A 20,390-nucleotide genomic window follows, 5' to 3' on the forward strand; every position below is an offset into this window, starting at 1 on the left:
CATATGTTAAGTTATCTAACTTATATGTATCATGTTTCCGTTTCCATTCCCGTCATTTTCTATTGATATTTGTTCTCACAGGCATTGACAACGGCTCTTAAGTCATATATGATACTTTTAGATCAACCATGTAACCAATCAAATTTAATATATCCCGTAAAGGGGAGTAGCTGTTAGACAAAATCGTCAATACGAGAACGTGAGGATGTTCTCCGGTTTTGTCGGCAATGAACTATTGTTAGCGAGACCTTTACCAATCAGGTTAGTCCTTTATTCCAAAGGCTGATTTGCTTGGTAAAGGTCTTTTTTATATATATTTGGTAAAAATAATGGTATCGCAGGAATTTCCTGACGGTATTTACAACCACATGAGGAGGAAGAAGCAATGGATTGGGGATTATTATTAGAATACGGATGGGTATTACTCGTTCTCGTAGCACTGGAAGGGTTGCTCGCCGCAGATAATGCACTGGTACTGGCAATCATGGTTAAACATCTTCCTGATGAGGAACGTAAAAAGGCATTGTTCTATGGTTTGGCCGGGGCGTTTGTGTTCCGCTTCGGTTCGCTGTTTGTCATCTCTTATCTGGTGGACATCTGGCAGGTACAAGCCATTGGCGCGATCTACCTCCTGTTCATTGCGGGGAATCACATCTTCCGGAAAGTACTGTTTAAGAAACCTGTTACCGAAGAGGCTGCCGAAAGCGGCACTGAGGAAGTCGTACAAAAAAAGAAATCCAGCTTCTGGTTTACAGTACTGAAGGTTGAAGTAGCGGATATTGCGTTTGCCGTTGACTCGATTCTCGCGGCTGTTGCGCTTGCCGTTGCGCTTCCGCCGAGCGGAATGGGCAACATTGGCGGCCTTGACGGCGGCCAGTTCCTCGTCATCTTTGCCGGCGGCTTCATTGGACTGGTCATTATGCGGTTTGCAGCCTCCTTCTTCGTTAAGCTGCTCCACTCCCGTCCAGGTCTTGAAGTTGCCGCATTCTTCATCGTTGGCTGGGTCGGCGTTAAGCTGGCTGTCATTACCCTGGCTCATCCGTCACTGGGCGTCCTGTCCGAGGACTTCGCCCACAGCACCTGGTGGAAAGCTACCTTCTATGTCGTGCTTGTAATTATTGCAGCCACCGGCTGGTTCATGAGCAGCCATAAAATTGAAGAAAACGTCGGTGAAAACCCTGTCCGTGAAGTCGATAAGCAGCTGGGCAAATAAATAGCAGCTGTTCATAGCAAACACATAGAAGCCTGCCCCCCGCCTGATGGCGGGAGGCAGGCTTTGCTTTTGCATATGGTGTGGAGAAAGTACTATGCATATGCTTTTTCGAGAACATACACCGCCTGGCTACATACGCTGCCGCTGGCCAATATTCTGGTCAACTTTGCCCTGCAGCTCTACCAGCTTCATCAGAACGGTGGCAACCCCTGCTTTGGTTACATTTTGCTGCGGATTGAATTTGCCGTTGTCTCCCTGCATGAGCCCCAGCCTTACAGCCAGCGCTACCGCACCTTTGTTTTTAATAGAGGCACTGTCACTAAAGCTGCTCACCGCCGTGTCATTTTCCAGGAAAACAGAGATTTTGCTGTATTGCAAAAAGGAGGCCAGCAGCACAGCGAGCTGTTCACGGCTAAGCTTATTGTCGGGCTGCAGCACAGTATCCTTGCTGATCCATTCGTGATTTGCGGCGAAGCTGACAGCCTTATAATATTCACTGTCCGGCTTAACCCCGGCTACGGTCTTCTGTTCTGTTCCCCTCGGGTCCCCTTGGTAGTTTGATGTGGATGCTGTGGCAATGAAGGTAAACCAATCACCCACAGTGATTTCCTGATCCGGATTGATTTTGCCGTCAGCATCAGGGACAAGCACACCATACTTCACCAGCTCAGTTAATGCCTGCTCGGCTGGATGGCCTTTCAGGTCAACTGCCGCAGGGGCGCCCGCATTCTGGCCGGAATAAGCGTACACTTTCACCCATTTCCCCGTGGCGGCATCCAGGACTTCGGACTGATCTTGTTCGTTGGCCGGCAGCGGGCTGTAGACCAGCTTTACTTGCGGTTCTACATACGCAATGTTGTTATATCCGCCAATGAGGTTATATTGCAGCTTCATGGCATAGCGGTCTTTGTAGCTCTGCACTGCCTCGCTTTGGGATATTGCCGGGGTTGGCTGCCCCTGTATCGTTGAGAAATCCGGGTTCGCTGCAGAATAGCTTTCCAGCCTGCCGTAAATATCCATTGCCAGCATTACTCCCGTATCACTTACCGGGATACCGTTATAATAGCGCACAAATTGAAAACGGAAGCCCTTGCCTTCCGGAAGCACACTCCATGTTCCACCATGCTCAGCCAGCTTAAGAACACCGCTGGCCTGATCATACAAACGGTTGACAAGTAATATGGCTTGCTGCTTGGCTTCGGCCTGAGTCAGCTTTTTTGCTCCGGCAGGTGCTGGCTGTGGCTTCACATCCTTGCTGCCGGTAAATTGTTCCAGCTGATACTGGTAGATTTGGCCGGTTGCCGCATCCACCTCAGCGTAAGAGCTGGCTGGAAATGCGGCCATGCGTGTGCTGCTGTTATCCCTCCAGGCCAGTCTCCAGACCTTTTGCTTCGTATTCGGGTAGCCAGTGCCCAGCGATTGACTGTCCGGCTTACGTTCTGCCGGAATGGATACAACCTGCTGTACAAGCTTGGCAGCTTCCGCGGCGTTAATCTCCTTGCCGGTACCAGCCGCTTGAAACCGTTCCTTGGCCTGAGGCACAGCTTCATATGTTACCGGTAAGGCGGAAGCTTCAGCTCCTTCGTTGTCCATACTTTTACCGGTCTGGGCATTTATTGAATACAGCGATTGTTCCTGTGGACGCCAGCCCAGCACCCACTTCTCTATGGTGTTGTCCTTATATACCGGAATATAGTACAGGCCTACGGCAAAACCGTCCGTAAACTTCTTCTGCGCCGATTCCAAAGAAATAGCAGGTTTGGCCGATGGATACTCCAGCCCGGGGGCTGGCTTGCTGAACTGGAGAATATCACCGTTGCCGTTTACAGTGATTGAGAGTACGTCCGAAGCTGAAGGAAGTCCATTCTTCAGGAGCTTGAAATAGAAATTGTATTGCACCGTACCGAAAAGGCTCCCTCCTACCGGATTCATGGCCTCATTATCCGACAGCTGAATGTCATCAGGACCCAGGGAAGGCGCCGCTTTGGCAATAAACTTCCGGGCCTGCTCCAGCGCATCGGCACGCGTCAATTTGGGCGGATAATAGGCATCCTGCTGCAAAAATGGATACGTGATATAAGTGTTGATTAAATCCCCGTTAAGCGCGTCAACCTGGGTCGAAAACCCATAGCTTGTGCCGCCAATTTCATAACTCCACGAAATATTCCAGATCATTTGATTGCCGCCGGGCGGCCAGGAATTGTCCCCGCCCAGCCGGACACCGGATACCGTTGCATCCTTCAGAACCGGGAACAGCTCTCTGGTCTTGGCAACTGCCTGATCCTCTGTGATTTTAGCCTTGGAAGGATCGGGGGTGACTGCGGCTTGTCCGCCAACATCCATAACTGAAGGCACAGCAGCAGCAGAGGCAGAGCTTGAACCGGCTGCAGCCAGTCCGCCAGGCAGCAGCAAGGAAAGAGCTACTGCAGAGATCAGCACGGCTTTAGCCGTGTGATGAACGAATGGGGTACTGCTTTTCGAATGTTCTTGTCTATCCAAAAAATTCATCCTCCTCATTATGCTTCCATGATCTCTCTAATTATAAAGATGCATGCATATTATTTCCATATTTTATTTACGACAGGAAATTACAGATGCACACAAGTTAAATACGAGGGACGGACTGAGATGCCTTTATTTGTCCTTTTCCCCTTTATTCCAGGCTCCATCGAACGATATAACGGCTCCTGAGTCCGTATCCGCTGAAAAAACAAGATTTTTGGCAAAATAAAGTCTCCTCTGTCCGCATCAGTCCGCTGATGGAGCCCAATCCTCCTGCATCGCTTTATTCTCTAAGGCTTCCAAGATATCCGCATTTTCTGACATTGTATAATTTCCTATACAACAAAAAAGACCTCATCCGTCTATTCGACAGAGAGGCCAGACTGCGGGAGCAGCGTCCCAGTTCGGATGATTAACGCCGCCATTTCATAAATTTGTAATCCAGAACATCCACCAGCAGGAACAGCACAAAGCCAACCAGGCTGAACAGCATAATGCCCGCATACATCTCCGGATAGTCCAGCCGCAGCCAGGCATCCATGATGAAGAAGCCCATGCCGTGCTCCGTCCCGTAAATTTCGGTGAAAAACAAGACGGATATCGCGGTTCCGAGCGAAATCCGGATCGTGCTGAGAATGACCGACAATGCACCGGGCAGCGTCACATTCCAGAATTTCTGCCCTGCGCTTGCACCGATGCTGGTTAAGACATCATATGTGCTCTCAGGAATCGCCTTGACACCGTCACGTACAGAGATGATGACCTGGAACAGCAGAATCAGCATAATCATCAGCACCTTGGAGGTTTCCCCCAGACCGAAGAAGAGCATAACCACCGGCAGCAGCGCAATCTTCGGTATCGGATAGGTGAGGTAAACAACCGGGTCCAACAGACGGTTCCACAGCGGGGAACGGCCCATCAAGAGACCGATCAGCAGACCGATCAGCAAGGCCAGAAGCACGCCTTCGAAGATCCGCAGCAGGCTGTATCCGACATTCAGTGCCACATCCTTGGCGCCCAGATGGAACATTGCCTCATAGACCGCTCCGGGGCTGGGGAGAATCGGATGATTCATCAGCAGATAGGCAATGTACCAGACCAGGTTCATGCACAAAAAGACAAACAACAGCCGCAGCAAGTGTGGGAGACGCCGTTTTTTTACCATTTCGCCAGCATTACCTTTCTGATCCGTTTGCTCTGCTCAAAAAATTCATCGCTGTCCCGCTTCTTCTCATGCTTCATAGCAAAGACAGCAGTATTGTCGAGGATTTCGGGGCTATCGTGCTTGGCTGATGGCATCACAACGATTTTCTGCCCGAGCAGAATCGCCTCTTCCACATCATGGGTAACAAACAGCGCAGTGGCCGGATGTGTCAGCCAGTTATCCAGGAAAATCTGCTGAAGCGCTTCGCGGGTAATGGCATCCAGCGCGGAGAACGGCTCATCCAGCAGCAGGATCGCCGGCCGGATAGCAAATGCCCGGGCGATCGCCACCCGCTGCTGCTGCCCGCCGCTCAGGGAGAGCGGGTAACGGCCGGCAAGCTCGGCAATCCCCATTGACTGCAGCCAATGGGTAATGTCCGCTTCTATGGCTTCCCTGCTCCCCCCAACCGGACGGGTAATCTTCATAGCCACCCGGATGTTATCGCGGACAGTTTTCCAGGGCAGCAGGCCGTAATTCTGCGGGACCAGCCCGATCAGCGTTTCCTGGTCATGCACGGATTTCCCGTTGAACAGCAGTTCACCCTCATAATCCGGCAGAAGACCTGCCACCGCGCGCAGCAGCGTGGATTTCCCGCTGCCGGAGGGTCCGATAATCGTGTATATGCCATGCTCAGGCAAGGTGAAATCGACTTGCCCGAGAGCCTTTTGTCCGCTTTTATATTCCACTTGAAGCGCCTTAATGCTTAGTCCGCTATTTCTTAAACTGGACATCGGAGATCACTTCTTCAGCCGATATATTTTTGGTCAGCAGGCCTTTTTCCCGGGCCCAGGCAAATGCGGCTTCCACTTCTTTCACATCCACCTGATTCGCCGGCAGATACTCCGGCACGGTAATCTGATCCTTCAGGGTATCCGGGTAACCGACCTCCTTGATAATCAGACCGATATATTCGGATTGGTCGTGTGATTTCATATAGGCGACAGCTTCATCATATGCGGCATACATATTCTGAATGGCTTGCCCCTTGGCATCAATTGCGCTTTGCGGGAAGGCCAGCACAAACGGATTCACTCCGGCGGTTTTGGTAGAGCTGAGCACACGCAGGCCTGCTGCTTTGCCCATAGTGACATAAGGCTCAGGCAGGACAGCCGCATCTGCTTTCTGGTTTTTCAGCAGTTCCAGACGGGTTGGAATTTGCGGCACCTCGGTCACCTTTATATCCTCTTCCGTCAGACCTGCCTGCTTCAGCATCATGGCCACCGTATATTGGGTTGAAGTGTTTTTGGACAGAATCACCGTCTTGCCCTTAAGATCCTTCACCCCCTGGATTCCGTCATTTCCGGTCAACAGATCGAACTCGCCAGTGGTGGTGCTGGTGATCTTGACATCCAGCCCCGCTTCGTTATAGATCGAAATCGCGACCAGATCCGCGCTGATTCCATCCACTTTACCGGCCTGGAAGGCCACATCACGGTCTTTGGCGCTCTTGAACGTCTGAATTTCCAGATTCACGTTATGCTTTTTGTCGAAGCCCTGCTCGTGGGCAATAATGAATGGAATCGCATCAATCGAAGGTAAAAGTCCCAGTGTCAGTGCAGCCGCTTCAGCCGGTGCATCACTTGCAGCCGGTGCGTCTCCAGCGGCATTTCCTGTAGCAGACGCGCCTGCATTATTCGTATTTGAGCCGCAGCCCACCGCCACCATACTAATCGCAGCGACCAGCATGAACAGCATCATCAGGTGTTTCCGTTTTTTTCTTTCCATGGTTCTCCAGTAGCCTCCATCTTCTTGTTGATTGATTTCTGAGTTTCTTTTCCTCCTTGGGGTCCGCCTGGCAATATACAATCTTGCGAATTTATTCACATAAGGACATGCAAGAAGAGACGCGCCCTCAGAACAAGAGGCACCCGGTTCCAGCCTTCCTGATAAATCTGTTTTTGCGAGACTTATGTACTTTGCCTGTCCCCCGAAAAGCTCAAGTAATGCAATTCTACACCCATTGCCCTATTTTGTATATTTATAAATTGAAATAATTTCCCGGATTTCTCCATGACAAAAAGCTATCCCCTGCCTCTCCAGGCCGGGGATAGCTGCAGATTCTCACTGTGTTCCAGCATTTAGAGCAGATCGAACTTCACCTCAGCCATTTGTGGAGAAGGCGTTGCTCCGGGATCTCCATCCCAAAAACCTATTTCAAGAACAGCAGCAATGCGTTCCTTGTCCTGCACGCCAAAAGCATTCATCTGCTTCCGGTCATATATCCAGTTATTCATCGTCCGCCTTACCCCCAGCTTGCGCTCACAGGCAAGCAATTCGAAGTTCTGCATCAGGCAGCAGACCGCAGCGAAATCCTCATCCCGCTTGTATGGGTCACTCTCTTCCTTCATGACCACAATAAGGTATGCCGGAGCAGGTTCCTGCAAGCCGGACAGCCTGCCGCTGCTGTCATTGTCGGCATAGATGAATCTCCAAGGCTCTCTTAGCCCGTCATTCGGCGCCCATACCGCATCATTCAGCAGCTCCAGCACCAGCTGCCGGGGTACTGACTGTCCGGAAAAGGAGCCGGAGCCGCGCAGCTCCGGGCGGAAATTGAATAAAGTCACATGATCCCTCCTATTTCAAGCTCTGGCTGCCTGCATAGACCGTCCATTTCTTCTCGGCCGGTGTCCTTGAGCGGCCCCGGGGGGCCTTATTGTAGTACCCCAGATGAAGAACGCCTACAAACCGCTCATTCTCACGGATGCCGAGACGTTCATAAAAACCTTCGCTCTGCATCATCGGCTCCGTATCCCATAACATGCCTAACTGGCGCTCCCAGCCCAGCAGCTGGAAATTCTGCAGGATGCTGCAGACCGCCGCATAATTCCGGTCGCTTGCCTGCCGGTCAGGACCTGTACCTGCAATAACGACCACATGGCCGGGAATATCGGCAAATCTTTTTTTGAACAGCTCGATCATCTTGCCCGGCATCCATTTGCCCAGCCTGCTTCCCGCCATGTGCTCCATCATGTAGTCAGCCAGCCGTTTGCGCGACTCAGGGGTCCCGGCATAAATACAGCGCCAGACGGCATCTTCTGCAGAAGGATACAGCCCCGCTGCTTGCTGCAGCAGTTCGGCCACCAGCTCCCTGGCGACAGGCGTCTGATTGAAGCTGCGGATCGTCCGCCGTCCTCTGATCAATTCAGCCAGACTCATGATTCCCACTCTCCCAGGTTCATCTTTTTGCGGTTCCCTCGGATATTCTCAATTCCATCTCCGCGCTGTAATCGTTAAGGAAACTGCCAATAATCTTCATTTCTCCGGCCGAGTATTTGTCCAAAAAACGGTGAAGCCGCTCTGCTTCATTCGCATGAATCCGTTCATGGAGATCAAATATCTTCTTCCCCTGCGGGGTCAGCCGGAAATAACTTTCCTTTTTGTTGTCATTCATTTGCATTCGCTCCACGAGTCCATCCGCGAGCAGTTTGCCGCCGATCTTGGTGATGCTGGCTTTGGACAGCTCCATCTTCCCGGCAATAGTTGTGCTGTTGATGGGCTCATGACGCCCGATACAATCGATCACATGCACCGCAGTAATATTATGCGGAAAGTTCTCGATCCGCTCCCTTTCGGCAATGCTGAGAAAATGATCAATTTCTGTATCCGAAAAGGATTCATAGACGTGCAGAAATCGAATGAATTGTTCATACACCTGCTGTTTGACTGCTTCTGCAGATTCCATATGATATGGCGCTCCATTCACTAAGAGGTTTTTTTGTTAACCAGTAAACTATATAAGCATCATAACACCATTGATAACGATTATCAACTATACGAAAAAGGGGCCGTTTCCGGCTGCCTGGCTGTACAATCCAACAAAGTATTATAATAAAAATACTACCTTGACAGTCACAGTAGTATGTCGTATTATACAGATGCGGGGGTGATTATATGAGCGAGAACAAAATTACATCCGATCTGCTCCGTGGACATACCGATACGATGATTTTACGGCTCTTATCCGAAGCTGACCGCTACGGGTACGAGATTGTCAAGCTGATTGCCGAGCGTTCGGATGGTGAGTATGAATTAAAGGAAGCCACGATGTACTCCAGCGTCCGGCGGCTTGAGGCGGACGGTGATATCGAATGGTATTGGGGCGATGAATCTCAGGGTGGACGGCGTAAATATTTTAGGATTACCGAAAAGGGCAAGGCGGCTTATGCCCGCAACAAAAGCAACTGGGAGTACGCAAAGCGTGTGCTTGAAAACTTATTATAAGGAGAGTTGATGTTATGAATGAGAAATTGACCCACTATTTGAATGGCGTGTTTGCACCCTACGATGGGGTGAAAAGCGCCACCGAACTAAAGGCCGATCTGCTCTCCGATTTGCAGGAGCGGTTTCGTGAACTCAAAGCCGAGGGCAAGGACGATGACACAGCGTTTGAGATGACCATCAGCAGCATCGGAGATATTGAGCAGACGGTACAGGAGGTCGCCAATCTCTCCCGTTCGCTGGAACGGCAGGTGGTGACAAACTTCAGTTCGAGTAACCTCTCAAAGAGCGACTTCGCAGGCGTTACCGCACATAAAGGAAAATTCGATGGGAGCGCGCTGCATGGCTCGGACTTCTCGGGTGCAGACTTGACGGGCAGCTCGTTTAAATCCAGCGATGTGCGCGAAGCCCATTTTGACGGCGCAAATCTGACGGACTGCAACTTTTTCGCGCTTGATCTGGCGGGTGCAAGCTTCCAACGATCCATCCTTGTGCGTACCAATTTCAGCAAGTCGTGGCTGGCCGGGACCAAATTCATCGATGTAAAGCTGACCGACGTCAATCTAACCCTGTGCGACCTGAGTAAAACGATCTTTGAGAACTGTATTTTCGACGGCGTGGACTTTAAGTCTTCCAACCTGACGGGGCTGTGCCTGGACGGGATGACCTTTCTCGGCGTCAAGTTTGACAAAGCGGGGCTGAACGATGTTTCGTTTAAAGGCGCGACACTTAAAAATGTGTCATTCCCTATGTCGAACCTGTCCAAGAAGTATTACCGCGCCATCAAAACCGTCTGCTTCGACGGTGCGATGATGGATAAACTGACCTACGCCGCGCTCAAGGGTATGGAAGCAGACTTGTCCAAAGTTACAGTTATATAAAGGAGGGGAAAGAAGATGCAAACCAAGTCAATTCAAGTAAAGGGACTGCAAAAGTCCTACAAGCAGCTGCAAGTCCTAAAGGGCGTAGACTTCGAGGTGGAAAAGGGCAGTATTTTCGCCCTGCTTGGCTCCAACGGCGCGGGCAAGACAACGGTTGTCAAAATCCTCTCTACACTGCTCAAACCAGACAGCGGAACCGTCAGCGTAAACGGATTCGACGTTGCAGCGAAGCCCGACAATGTGAGGCAGGCGGTCAGTCTGACCGGGCAGTTTGCCGCCGTGGATGAGGTTTTGACCGGACGGGAAAATCTGATCATGATTGCCAAGCTGCGGCATCTTAAATATCCGCGTCAAGTTGCAGACGATTTGCTGAAACGCTTCGGCTTAACGGACGCCGCCAACCGTAAGACCTCTACTTATTCGGGTGGTATGCGCCGCAGGCTTGACATCGCCATGAGCCTTGTAGGTAAGCCGCAGCTTATTTTCCTCGATGAGCCTACCACCGGGCTTGACCCCGAGGCACGCATTGAGACTTGGAAGATCGTCAAGGAGCTGTCGGACGGTGGAACGACGGTATTCCTGACCACTCAGTATTTGGAGGAGGCTGAACAGCTTGCCGATAGAATTGCCATTCTGCATGAGGGCAGGATTATTGCGGGTGGCACGCTTGAGGAATTGAAAAAGCTGTTCCCGCCCGCCAAGGTGGAGTATGTTGAAAAACAACCGACACTGGAAGAAATTTTCCTCGCCATCATCGGCAAAAAGGAGGCCATTTAAATGGAAACGGCAAAAAACCATTTTTTCAGCGACATGAGCGTGATGCTTGGACGTTCCATGCGCCATATTTTGCGAAGCATGGACACCATCATCACGGTCTGCATCACTCCGATTGCGATGATGCTGCTGTTCGTCTATGTGCTCGGCGGTGCAATCCGAACCGGTACGGATAACTATGTGAACTACCTGTTGCCCGGTATCCTGCTGATTGCGATAGCAAGCGGTATATCCTATACGGCTTACCGCCTGTTTTTGGATAAGCAGCGGGGTATCATTGAACGGTTCCACTCCATGCCGATTGCGCGTTCCACTGTGCTGTGGGGGCACGTGCTGACCTCTGTGGTATCCAACGTCATTTCTGTTGTCGTCATCATTCTCGTAGCGCTCATTATGGGCTTTCGCTCGTCGGCAGGGGTACTGCCTTGGCTTGCCGTAGCCGGTATACTCGTGCTGTTTACGCTGGCTTTGACTTGGGTCGCGGCGATTGCCGGACTGTCCGCAAAATCGGTGGAAGGTGCAAGCGCCTTTTCCTATCCGCTTATCTTCCTGCCGTTTATCAGTTCGGCGTTTGTGCCCACCGAATCGATGCCGTCAGTCGTCCGTGCCTTTGCTGAGAACCAGCCGGTGACCTCGATCGTGGAAGCCATTCGTGCGCTGCTGTCAGGTCAGCCGGTGGGCAATGATATATGGGTCGCTCTTGCCTGGTGCGTCGGAATTTTGCTCGCTGCCTATTTCTTTGCAATGAGAGTGTATAAAAAGCGGGTGTGATCCACTGACGGATACGTTATTTGTTGGATGGGTGCGTTGCAGTGTTACCGGGTGATGCACCCCGCCTTCCCTTTCCTCCTATCCGGCTACATATATTTACCGTAGTCCTTGATTGTCACTTTAATCCGGCACTCTACTTCAACCCCGGGATAAACCTTGCTCCAATCGAGACTTTTCCATGCCTTATAAGTAAGGCTGTTCCTTACATATTGTCCGATGCCAATGCTGTCCACATTGTTCTGCTGCAGTTTCTTTACCATTTCCTGAGCCTTGCCTCTGATATATTCAGCGACATCTCTTTCCAATTCATGACGTTTTTTACTCTGTGAAAGATCCTCATGTCCGGTATATTCAAGCACCGAGCCTTGGATGGAATCAGCAATAATAAACTTGAAGCGGTTGTCTCCGAGATGCTGCACGCTTACCTTGCGCTTATTCAGCATAGAGCTGAACATAACCCTCACTTTTCTGCCATTTCTTTCACCTAAATTAATCGACAATTCGCCTTGTTTAATATCCCCCCGGAGCAGGGCAAAGATAATTCCATCTTTGGACGGAATTTTCATCACAAAGCGGCCATCCTGAAAAAAAGCAATCCCGGAAATGCCGGCCCTGTCCCCCTGATCCTTTACGATAGGAACAATCGGATCGATTCCATCATCGTGATAATCCCTGGTGAACGCATACAGTGTAGTTGGCGGTATGATGTTGGAAGAGCTCTCTTTTTCCAGCAGATGATTAACAAATGTGCCTGTATCCTTATTGGACTTAAATGACTTGGACAGCAATTCACCAGCTTCTCCATCCACTATGGCCACTTGGACCCCCAGAGCAATGGACGGATCGCGTAAAAGCGTATCGATATGATCACCAAGCCCTTCCTTGGCCAGATTTAATCCAAACAGAACAGTTCTTAACTGACCGCTGACCAGACGAAGATCAATTTGTTTAGATAACAGCACCCTTGCTTCTTTGAGGCTGTCGGTGACTGCCTTCAGCAGCTGCCTGCGTTCCGAAGATTCCGGATCAATAACCGGAACGGAATAAACCGTTTTTAGCCGGTCATTCTCCGCCAGGTCGTAACTGGCAGTTTGCACCATTCCCAGCTTTTCAAGAATCCTTTCATCGCTATTGCAGCCGGTCAGCAGCAGCACCAGCAGCAGCAGGAGAACAGCAGACAGCCGTTTATACACGGGACACCCTCCTTCCCTGAAGGAGCAGCAGCGCTATCAATAATACAGGCAGACCAAAAGCAATCCCGGTGGCAGCGTATCCCAGATAGAGAATCCAGTTATTCACCTGATCCAGGGTCTTAGGGATAAAGGAGATACAGTAGGAGATGACCGTCAACAAAAAGGCCAGCACCGGAATCTTTAATTTGGGAATTACTCTTCTCATTGCCTCCAGCGCCCCCCACCAATACATCGCAACTGTCATCAGAATCAAAAAGAGGAAAAACCCGTAGAGCATATTTTCCAGACGCTCTATAAACGGAAACTGGATATAGCCCAGCAGATCCAATAGCGGAAACAGCAGCTTTTTCAACTGTCCAAAACTGAAAAAACCGAAACAGACCAGGGATAAACAAATGTAAAGCAGAGATAAAAAAGCATTTCCTGCATAAATGGCAGCCAGCGATTTTTTGCTTTTATCCATATAAGGAAACAGAAGGATAGACAATTCATAACCCAGATAAGCGGTATATAGTTCGAGAGCCCCTTTAACCTGGTCATGGCCCCCCTGTAAAATGAAGGGTGTCAGGCGTACCCAACTAAAGGATGGGAGAAACCAGAATAAGAGAAAATACATCCAGAAAGTCATCCAAAAGAAGAAGGTCGCCGCTTTGGATATCGTAAAAATCCCTTTAATGATCAGCAGAAAAAGCAGAACATCTACAGCCATCTTGAATAACATCGGATTGGTTGTAGGGAAAGCAATCATTTGAAATAAAAGCACATATTTTTTACCGATCATGCAGCCGAAAATCAGCCAGACAGAACACAGACCCAGATAGACAGGATACAGTACAGCTTTGGGAATGGACCGTTCCATGATTTCAAAAACCGACTTCCCGTCTCCCAACCGGTGAACCAGTGTGATCAAATAAATATTAAAAGACGTCACCAGCAGACCCGGCAGCAGAACCAGCCATCCGTTTGTCCCGAAATAGTCAGCCAGCTGGCGCGGCAGGGCGAAGACAACGATACCGATTTGACTCATATATACCAGGACCGCAACATGGAAGGGGCTGAGTTTCTCCATCATAAAATTCCTGACGCCTACTTTCTTTTGATCTGCCTGAGTGGATTAGGCGATTGGGACTGGGAAGGCCGCCGGGTTAAAAAGGTGAACGGCGCACGGATAAAAACGTCCTTCCAATCTCCAAGCACCATCGGGGCGACCGGGGTTAAATAAGAGGAACCCAGGCTTGTGAGGCTGGAAATATGCGTTACAATCAGGGTAACTCCCATGGCTATCCCAATATTTCCCCAGATCCCAGCCAGTATGATAATACCAAAGCGGACCAGCCGGATCGAGGCACTCATCATATAGCTGGGAATTACAAAAGAGGCGATCGCAGAAGAGGCTACAGCAATAATTAGGACATTACTGGTCAACCCCGCCTGAACAGCCGCTTGTCCAATTACAATCCCGCCTACAATCCCGATGGTTTGTCCAATCTTGGTCGGAAGCCGGGCGCCTGCTTCCCGCAGCAGCTCAATCATGGTTTCCATAAGCAGCGCCTCGTAAACCGGCGGAAAAGGCACTCTGTTCCGCGATTCAGCCAATGTCCGAAGCAGTGCTTCGGGAATCATTTCGTAATGATAGGTAGTTACAGATACATAAAATGCTGTGAACGAAATCGTAATCAGCAAAGCGAGATATCTTAACAACCGGAGTGCCGTTCCCAAAGCCCAGCGCTCATAGTAATCATCCGGTGAAGAGAAGAATTCAAAAAAAGCGGAAGGTGCGGCTAATGCGGTCGGACTGTTGTCAATCAGCGTGATAATCCGGCCGGCCGCCAGCTTGGAGACAGCTACATCGGGCCTTTCGGTAGTCAGAAATTGCGGAAAAACCGAATTAGGACTGTCCTCCAAAAACTGGGTCAGCATCCCTCCATCATTGATAGCATCGATTTCGATCCGTTTAATCCGCTTCTCCAGTTCCTCCACATATTTCATATTGGCAATATCTTTAATATAAAGGACATACACGCTGGTTTTGGTGATCTCTCCGACAGAATACTCCTTGATTTTCAGATGCGAGCTTTTAATTCTTTGGCGTATCAGCGAGATATTGGTAATGGCAGATTCCACAAAAGCGTCATGGGGACCGGAAATAATGGTTTCGGTTTCGGATTGCTGTACATCGCGCGTTTTCGGGCCATAAATATTAAGCAGATAGATATCCTTTTCGTGAAAAATGGCGGCGCTGCCCGCAAGGATTCCCTCAATCACTGTTTTAGACTCTGTTACCCGTGTAAATTGTGACTGTTGGAATAACTGCTCCACCTCATCAAGCTGAACCTGGGCAAAGGGTGCCAGAATCTCATCTGTAAACAGTTTCTGGTCCACAATGCTGGGAAAGTAGACAATGTCGGTCCGTATTTCCGGAAAGGACCGGAAGATCAAATCCGCGCATTGGTCGAATTCTTCAAGAATATGCCGCAGCATAGGAGTACTTTGTGGGTTGGCATCCATAAGATTAACCCGCCTTTACCATAAGTTTTTGGTAGTATTCCCACAATCCCCTTGGATATTATTCAGCATAGCTGATCCGAATTCATACTTTTTCCAATTCTTGTCCATCTTGATCTATGCTATAATGAACCCAAATTACAACGATGAAGAATCCCCCTCCCACATCCATCATCCATCGATAAATTATTGAATAGCTGAGGAGCTGTAGCGATGAGTGACCCGATACTTCAACAGATACTAACAGCCTTGACAGGTGTGCAGTCTGACTTGAGCGAAATGAAAGCGGATTTGGCAGGAGCCAAGCTGGAGCTGGGCGGATTGAAGTCCGAAATGGGTGACGTCAGATCCGAAATGAGTGACGTCAGATCCGAGATGAGTGACATCAGATCCGAAATGAGTGATATCAAATCCGAAATGAGTGACATCAGATCCGAAATGAGTGATATCAAATCCGAGATCGCCAGCATTAAAGAGGATACCAAGCTGATCCCGCTGATTCAGCAGGCTGTTTCGGAAGTGAACGCTGAGGTAATTGCTACCCGTGACACCATCGAACGCATTGAGGAAACACTGCGGGGACATGACGTAACACTTGATTTGTTATCCAGACGATCCATCGATCAGGAAGCTGCTTTGAAGCGGATTAAATAAACGTCTCTGTATATCATATCCACACGGTTGCCTTCATACGGCAGCCGCTTTTTTTTGGGCCAAGCCCGTTTAGGCCACCTTTCCCGGCGCTAATCTTGAACGGCTCTGCGGTGATTTCAAATCGTCTCCTCCCAGGAGACAGATATCTCCCGCCCAGAAACAATTCCCTTTATCCACGCAAATAATTCACATATTTCTGTCTTTTTCAGGCGGACACACCTTTTAAAATCATTTTATTGTGTTATAATGAAAGCGTAACCAAAGGAGCTGTGAACAATAGATTTCATCGCCCAAGGAGGATGGAAGAAATGCTGGCAGGACTGAAAGAACTTAAGAATTGGGTAGCGGGAATGTGGCAGCCGTGGATGAGCTCAGAGGAAGAGGACTACTGGAAAATCGAATATTCGGCAGAGCGCCATCTGCACACTCCGCCATCGCCAAGCCCGCTCACCTATCAGGAAGAAGCACGTATCAAATCTGTGAAATACCACTAATCCAACCGCTAAACAAGATGCATACATTCAAATAATGCCCTTGAACATACAACTGCGTAAACCGGAGACATTCCGGTCTGCGCGGTTTTTTTAATCCCCAATATGTTGATGGGAGCAGCTAATCTCGTTTCTTCCCGACTGCACCAAGATAGATAACAAATTCTTCATCACCGTCTAATTCTAAAATCTCATCAATTAGCTTTTGATCATAGATTCCAATTGCGCAAGCACCTGCACCGATGGATTCACTGGATAAGTAAAGGTTTTGGCATACATGTCCGACATCGATGAGGATTTTTTTGTGAGCTGAGATGTCATACTTCCATTCGGAACGGTAGGGTGTTGTACTCCATGCAAACAGTACAGAAGCCTTTTTGGCAAAGTTAGGGACAAAGGGCTGATCTAGAGTAACCGCATCAATCTTCTGTTCAAGTTCATCTAATTCAAACATAAATAAGAGCTTATGTTCGACTGGAAGGTATCTGTAGATTCCTTGACTAATGCCTTCTACCCGCATAATAATTAGATAGGTTTCAAAGGTATGTGTCGCCCCACTGCAGGGTACGGTCCGCAGCGTAAGTCCGTTCTTATTCATACCGGTGATCCCTTGAGTGGCCCATAGTAAATAGGATAACTCCTCCAGACTTAAATTTTCCGCAGAATAAAACCGGGTGCTTCTTCTCTGACCTATACAATCAAAAATGTTTTCTTTACACACAACGTTTTTGCTGACCTTGGGCAAATCAATAATTAGTGACCCGGAATGGGCAGGCTTAACAATGGGCGGTTGTGGAAGTCCTTTGATCTTATCTGTTTTTATATGTTTAAATTCATGAAAATTAGATTTGAGAAAGTTCCTTTGTTGTTCATATCTTGTCATAACAGATCCCCCTAGATTACCTTAATAGCTTTAATTTATCATGTCATAAAAATAAGATTGTGATCTAACTCACCATTCGGTAGTTTGGGCCAACAAAAAACCTCCCTTCATCCCAGAGGATAAAAGAAGGCATAAACGCGTCGCTTCATAAGTAAAGCAGCTAGATCTTTAGCTCCCCAAGCTTAATCAGCTCGACAACCGCTTGCGAACGGCCTTTGACGTTTAGTTTTTGCATGACGTTGGAGATGTGGTTGCGGACGGTTTTTTCGCTGATGAATAACAATCCGGCAATATCCCGTGTTGTTTTGTCCTGCACAAGAAGCTCGAATACTTCGCGCTCACGGTGCGTCAAGAGAAATTTGCTGTGATGTTCGTTCCCTTTCAATGGTGTCACCCCTCCTTGCCCTGGGTTTGTTTGGTATAACAAGGTAAAGGGATACAGTCAAAACCATATTATGTATCGGGGGGATTAATGGTGCGATCACAGCTTTAAAATGGGCGGTGCTCTTGCTTAGACAGAAAACAACCCTAGATGCCTATGAATTCCAAACCGTAAACAAGCAGAAACGGCTGTGCCTCCCTTCACATCAGGAAGCCCACCCGTTATAGGTAACATATACCGGTCCGTCACGCCCTTGCGGTCACGCCGGTTTAGTCCGGTAATGCTGTTGCAGCTTTAGTATATTTTATGAAATGGATTCCATAGCAAGCATTTTATATCCGCAAGGCTTCAAGCGTGCAATGTGCTAATATAAAAGCACTACATCCCTGATCCCAGGAGGCAGCGCCAATGGCCAACATCAAAGAAATTGCCCGCATTGCCGGGGTTTCCGTAACGACTGTATCACGTGTGCTGAACAACCATCCTTATGTAAGCAAGGACAAAAGAACTGCCGTACTGGAAACCATAGAGCAGTTGAATTATACACGCAATATGAACGCTGTCCATCTGATCACCGGCCGTACCGGGGCGGTGGCGGTGATTTTGCCGTTCATCAATTCTTTTTATTTTTCGGTGGTGATGGACGGGCTGGCTCAGGCCGCACTGGCCGCCCAGTACCGGCTGATTCTGTGCCAGACCAACTACGTGCCTGAAGAAGAGCTAAAGGTTCTGGACATGCTGCGCAACAAGGAAATTGACGGGGTAATCATTGTTTCCACTGCCCTGAATCCGGAAGTCATCGAACCCTATACCATTTACGGACCGGTTGTAACCTGCCAGAATAGCGGGGAGCGCCAATTTTCTTCCGTCTATATTGAGCATTATGCCGCTTTTCGCCATGGTCTGGAGTATCTCTACAGCAAGGGACACCGCCGGATCGGTTATTGTGAAGGCCGCCAGAACGGCAGCAGTGCCTCCATCCGCCAGAATGCTTTCCAGGACTTCCTTGCTGAAAAAGGGCTGCCCTTTGATCCGGAATGGATGATTTTTGACTGTATCCGTGAAGAGGACGGTGCGGAGGTGGCCCGGCGGCTGCTCGATAAACCGGATAGGTCAGGCCGCCCTGAGGCGATGATGATCTCAGGCGATCATGTGGCCGCAGGCCTGATCATTGAAGCACGCAAGCACGGCCTGAAAATCCCGGAGGACCTTGCGGTGATGGGATTCGACAACCAGCCGATCGGCCGGCTGCTCGGGATCACTACAATTGACAATCAGCTACATCAGATGGGCGAGGCCGCCTTCGGGATCATTCATGAGCACATTAACGGCAGCAGCCTTCCGGTGACACGCAAGCTGGAGTACCGGATTATCGAGCGGTCCACGGTATAAGGGCGGAAGTCCGCAGGCTTGAGGCATCGCTACAGGGCTTAGGTCTGGGAGAAAGACTAGACTTTAGCTGGTTCTGGCCTGGATGGGGCAATTGCTATACTTCAAAATGAATATACATATTGAATATAAAGCACAAATCAAATTCCGGAGGCAGTTAAAATGAATGACGAGTTACAACGTACGTTAAGTGAGATCATTGAATCAGGATCACAATCTAACCCTGCCGTGAATGCACTCATTAGTGATTACGCTAAGTTTCATGCTGTACTCGCTATTGCTGGCGGATGTTTGGTACTCATATTCGCATGGCTTAGTATCATTTTTTGGACCAAATTTAAAAGATCGCCTAAGCTCAGCAAATTAAAATGGGGCTTTGAAAGAAAAACCTACTTTGTTTTCGGCTTTTTGAGCAGCAGTGTTGCTTTATTTATGATTTTGATTGTTGCAGCCAATCTGAGCAATACATTGAATCCGTTGCATGGATTTTCATCAATTGATTTTTCGTATAAAACATCCAATGGAGGAGCATATAAGGACGAATTACGCCATGCGTTTAATGAATGGATACAGTCTGGTAATGATAACATCCCGTCTATTATTCAGGAAAGGTTCAATAAGCGCATTGAGTTTCATACTACAAAAGCCATTGTAAGTGGAATATTGTTGATACTATTTGCGGGACTTAGTGTGTATATTTGGAACGCGTTAGTAAGAAGGGCCAAATCAAATGCTTCAAATTGGAGACTTAAAGAAAAAGCCTGCTTTATTTTTGGTAATGCCACGGTTGTTCTTACTTTGCTAATGATGGTGATCGTAATGGCAAATACACAAGCAGCATTTGCACCTAAAACATTATCTATGATCAATTTGTTTAATAGCTGAATGCACTGGTAGGCAAGGCGAGTCTCCGCTCGGTTGGTGCGCGAAACAATAAGATACGCCCGGTGACTTCGGAACAGGCAAAGGGCGTATCTTTTTATCTTGTGTTTTTGACAACACCCGCAACACTTCCTTTTCACTCACTACAGTTTACTTTTTTCTTCATCTAACACTTACCTTTGCACACATACCTACCACATACACTTAAAACTTACATTTTCTCTTACACTATCACTTACGCATGCGCACTGCCTACGTTTATGTTGACCCTTCCATTTCTCTTCACCCTCTGCTTCGTATCCCTCTTCTCTTCTCTGCCCTGCCCTGCTCTCTTTCCTCCGTTGCTCCTCCACTTCCCTCTTCGCCTTCCACCAGTCACATATCCCTCTTTCTTTTGCTTCTAATCTAAGATTCCCTCCGTTTGTTCGTTTCGCACTATCTGTGAAGT

The 20,390-nt window shown here is 48.8% G+C and carries 21 protein-coding genes; 9 read left to right on the forward strand and 12 right to left on the reverse strand.

The features are described 5' to 3' along the window. The first annotated feature begins 385 nt into the window (after positions 1-385). Positions 386-1,213, forward strand: coding sequence for a TerC family protein (locus tag BLQ82_RS19260; RefSeq protein ID WP_062523386.1), 828 nt, complete (start codon positions 386-388; stop codon positions 1,211-1,213). A gap of 129 nt (positions 1,214-1,342) precedes the next feature. Here the strand turns inward: BLQ82_RS19260 and BLQ82_RS19265 are convergent, their stop codons facing one another. The 7 genes from BLQ82_RS19265 to BLQ82_RS19295 all read right to left on the reverse strand — a co-directional run bounded on the left by BLQ82_RS19265 (position 1,343) and on the right by BLQ82_RS19295 (position 8,601). After that, a complete protein-coding gene (locus tag BLQ82_RS19265) occupies positions 1,343-3,712 on the reverse strand; it encodes an S-layer homology domain-containing protein (protein ID WP_062523387.1) in 2,370 nt (789 codons plus the stop codon). A gap of 415 nt (positions 3,713-4,127) precedes the next feature. Further along, positions 4,128-4,880, reverse strand: coding sequence for an ABC transporter permease (locus BLQ82_RS19270; RefSeq protein WP_062523388.1), 753 nt, complete (start codon positions 4,878-4,880; stop codon positions 4,128-4,130). After that, complete coding sequence (locus BLQ82_RS19275) at positions 4,874-5,650, reverse strand: ABC transporter ATP-binding protein (RefSeq protein ID WP_062523389.1); 777 nt, start codon at positions 5,648-5,650, stop codon at positions 4,874-4,876. Before BLQ82_RS19275 ends, BLQ82_RS19270 begins: the two co-directional genes overlap by 7 nt. After that, positions 5,631-6,644: an ABC transporter substrate-binding protein gene (locus BLQ82_RS19280; RefSeq protein WP_062523390.1), complete on the reverse strand. Its 1,014-nt coding sequence runs from the start codon at positions 6,642-6,644 to the stop codon at positions 5,631-5,633. Before BLQ82_RS19280 ends, BLQ82_RS19275 begins: the two co-directional genes overlap by 20 nt. A 353-nt stretch (positions 6,645-6,997) precedes the next feature. Then, positions 6,998-7,483: a nitroreductase family protein gene (locus BLQ82_RS19285; protein WP_062523391.1), complete on the reverse strand. Its 486-nt coding sequence runs from the start codon at positions 7,481-7,483 to the stop codon at positions 6,998-7,000. A 10-nt stretch (positions 7,484-7,493) separates the two neighbouring features. After that, positions 7,494-8,075, reverse strand: coding sequence for a nitroreductase family protein (locus tag BLQ82_RS19290; protein ID WP_062523392.1), 582 nt, complete (start codon positions 8,073-8,075; stop codon positions 7,494-7,496). A gap of 19 nt (positions 8,076-8,094) precedes the next feature. Next, positions 8,095-8,601 (reverse strand): MarR family transcriptional regulator, encoded by a 507-nt coding sequence (locus BLQ82_RS19295; RefSeq protein ID WP_062523393.1) that lies wholly within the window; start codon positions 8,599-8,601, stop codon positions 8,095-8,097. Positions 8,602-8,810: 209 nt separating this feature from the next. Here BLQ82_RS19295 and BLQ82_RS19300 point away from each other — a divergent pair, with 209 nt between their 5' ends. The 4 genes from BLQ82_RS19300 to BLQ82_RS19315 are packed head-to-tail and all read left to right on the forward strand — an operon-like array spanning position 8,811 to position 11,563. Then, positions 8,811-9,140, forward strand: a complete 330-nt coding sequence (locus BLQ82_RS19300; RefSeq protein ID WP_020428594.1) for a PadR family transcriptional regulator — start codon at positions 8,811-8,813, stop codon at positions 9,138-9,140. Positions 9,141-9,154: 14 nt separating this feature from the next. After that, the gene (locus tag BLQ82_RS19305; RefSeq protein WP_062523394.1) at positions 9,155-10,018 is read left to right on the forward strand and encodes a pentapeptide repeat-containing protein; all 864 of its coding nucleotides are present in this window, start codon (positions 9,155-9,157) and stop codon (positions 10,016-10,018) included. Between the two features lie 15 nt (positions 10,019-10,033). Next, entirely contained in the window at positions 10,034-10,795 is a 762-nt protein-coding gene (locus BLQ82_RS19310) for an ABC transporter ATP-binding protein (RefSeq protein WP_062523395.1), read from the forward strand. Further along, positions 10,796-11,563, forward strand: coding sequence for an ABC transporter permease (locus BLQ82_RS19315; RefSeq protein ID WP_062523396.1), 768 nt, complete (start codon positions 10,796-10,798; stop codon positions 11,561-11,563). Between the two features lie 86 nt (positions 11,564-11,649). On the opposite strand, the gene BLQ82_RS19320 is transcribed toward BLQ82_RS19315, so the two are convergent. The 3 genes from BLQ82_RS19320 to BLQ82_RS19330 are packed head-to-tail and all read right to left on the reverse strand — an operon-like array spanning position 11,650 to position 15,264. Further along, entirely contained in the window at positions 11,650-12,756 is a 1,107-nt protein-coding gene (locus BLQ82_RS19320) for a Ger(x)C family spore germination protein (protein WP_062523397.1), read from the reverse strand. Further along, positions 12,749-13,828 carry a GerAB/ArcD/ProY family transporter gene (locus tag BLQ82_RS19325; RefSeq protein ID WP_062523398.1) on the reverse strand — a complete coding sequence of 360 codons (1,080 nt, stop codon included), beginning with the start codon at positions 13,826-13,828 and terminating at the stop codon, positions 12,749-12,751. Before BLQ82_RS19325 ends, BLQ82_RS19320 begins: the two co-directional genes overlap by 8 nt. A 14-nt stretch (positions 13,829-13,842) precedes the next feature. Then, entirely contained in the window at positions 13,843-15,264 is a 1,422-nt protein-coding gene (locus tag BLQ82_RS19330; RefSeq protein WP_062523399.1) for a spore germination protein, read from the reverse strand. A 210-nt stretch (positions 15,265-15,474) separates the two neighbouring features. On the opposite strand from BLQ82_RS19330, the gene BLQ82_RS19335 reads away from it, so the two are divergent. Together BLQ82_RS19335 and BLQ82_RS19340 are read left to right on the forward strand one after the other, a co-directional pair. Continuing rightward, positions 15,475-15,915 carry a histidine kinase gene (locus BLQ82_RS19335; protein ID WP_244280870.1) on the forward strand — a complete coding sequence of 147 codons (441 nt, stop codon included), beginning with the start codon at positions 15,475-15,477 and terminating at the stop codon, positions 15,913-15,915. A gap of 308 nt (positions 15,916-16,223) precedes the next feature. Beyond that, on the forward strand, positions 16,224-16,409 hold the full coding sequence (locus BLQ82_RS19340; protein WP_062523400.1) for a hypothetical protein: 186 nt from the start codon (positions 16,224-16,226) through the stop codon (positions 16,407-16,409). Between the two features lie 118 nt (positions 16,410-16,527). Here the strand turns inward: BLQ82_RS19340 and BLQ82_RS19345 are convergent, their stop codons facing one another. Then, the gene (locus tag BLQ82_RS19345; RefSeq protein WP_062523401.1) at positions 16,528-17,289 is read right to left on the reverse strand and encodes a SagB/ThcOx family dehydrogenase; all 762 of its coding nucleotides are present in this window, start codon (positions 17,287-17,289) and stop codon (positions 16,528-16,530) included. 160 nt (positions 17,290-17,449) lie between these two features. Then, positions 17,450-17,674, reverse strand: a complete 225-nt coding sequence (locus BLQ82_RS19350; protein WP_019908812.1) for a helix-turn-helix domain-containing protein — start codon at positions 17,672-17,674, stop codon at positions 17,450-17,452. A 405-nt stretch (positions 17,675-18,079) separates the two neighbouring features. On the opposite strand from BLQ82_RS19350, the gene BLQ82_RS19355 reads away from it, so the two are divergent. Next, positions 18,080-19,063, forward strand: a complete 984-nt coding sequence (locus BLQ82_RS19355; protein ID WP_062523402.1) for a LacI family DNA-binding transcriptional regulator — start codon at positions 18,080-18,082, stop codon at positions 19,061-19,063. 159 nt (positions 19,064-19,222) lie between these two features. Then, the gene (locus BLQ82_RS19360) at positions 19,223-19,945 is read left to right on the forward strand and encodes a hypothetical protein (RefSeq protein WP_062523403.1); all 723 of its coding nucleotides are present in this window, start codon (positions 19,223-19,225) and stop codon (positions 19,943-19,945) included. Positions 19,946-20,390 lie beyond the last annotated feature (445 nt).

It is taken from the genome of Paenibacillus jilunlii, assembly GCF_900102965.1.
GTDB lineage: Bacteria > Bacillota > Bacilli > Paenibacillales > Paenibacillaceae > Paenibacillus_AQ > Paenibacillus_AQ jilunlii.

Bases quoted from the DNA above. Each gene is read 5' to 3' on its own strand.
- BLQ82_RS19260 (WP_062523386.1), top strand. From the start codon at position 386: ATGGATTGGGGATTATTATTAGAATACGGATGGGTATTACTCGTTCTC.
- BLQ82_RS19270 (WP_062523388.1), bottom strand. From the start codon at position 4,880: ATGGTAAAAAAACGGCGTCTCCCACACTTGCTGCGGCTGTTGTTTGTC.
- BLQ82_RS19275 (WP_062523389.1), bottom strand. From the start codon at position 5,650: ATGTCCAGTTTAAGAAATAGCGGACTAAGCATTAAGGCGCTTCAAGTG.
- BLQ82_RS19280 (WP_062523390.1), bottom strand. From the start codon at position 6,644: ATGGAAAGAAAAAAACGGAAACACCTGATGATGCTGTTCATGCTGGTC.
- BLQ82_RS19290 (WP_062523392.1), bottom strand. From the start codon at position 8,075: ATGAGTCTGGCTGAATTGATCAGAGGACGGCGGACGATCCGCAGCTTC.
- BLQ82_RS19295 (WP_062523393.1), bottom strand. From the start codon at position 8,601: ATGGAATCTGCAGAAGCAGTCAAACAGCAGGTGTATGAACAATTCATT.
- BLQ82_RS19300 (WP_020428594.1), top strand. From the start codon at position 8,811: ATGAGCGAGAACAAAATTACATCCGATCTGCTCCGTGGACATACCGAT.
- BLQ82_RS19305 (WP_062523394.1), top strand. From the start codon at position 9,155: ATGAATGAGAAATTGACCCACTATTTGAATGGCGTGTTTGCACCCTAC.
- BLQ82_RS19310 (WP_062523395.1), top strand. From the start codon at position 10,034: ATGCAAACCAAGTCAATTCAAGTAAAGGGACTGCAAAAGTCCTACAAG.
- BLQ82_RS19315 (WP_062523396.1), top strand. From the start codon at position 10,796: ATGGAAACGGCAAAAAACCATTTTTTCAGCGACATGAGCGTGATGCTT.
- BLQ82_RS19325 (WP_062523398.1), bottom strand. From the start codon at position 13,828: ATGATGGAGAAACTCAGCCCCTTCCATGTTGCGGTCCTGGTATATATG.
- BLQ82_RS19330 (WP_062523399.1), bottom strand. From the start codon at position 15,264: ATGGATGCCAACCCACAAAGTACTCCTATGCTGCGGCATATTCTTGAA.
- BLQ82_RS19335 (WP_244280870.1), top strand. From the start codon at position 15,475: ATGAGTGACCCGATACTTCAACAGATACTAACAGCCTTGACAGGTGTG.
- BLQ82_RS19340 (WP_062523400.1), top strand. From the start codon at position 16,224: ATGCTGGCAGGACTGAAAGAACTTAAGAATTGGGTAGCGGGAATGTGG.
- BLQ82_RS19345 (WP_062523401.1), bottom strand. From the start codon at position 17,289: ATGACAAGATATGAACAACAAAGGAACTTTCTCAAATCTAATTTTCAT.
- BLQ82_RS19355 (WP_062523402.1), top strand. From the start codon at position 18,080: ATGGCCAACATCAAAGAAATTGCCCGCATTGCCGGGGTTTCCGTAACG.
- BLQ82_RS19360 (WP_062523403.1), top strand. From the start codon at position 19,223: ATGAATGACGAGTTACAACGTACGTTAAGTGAGATCATTGAATCAGGA.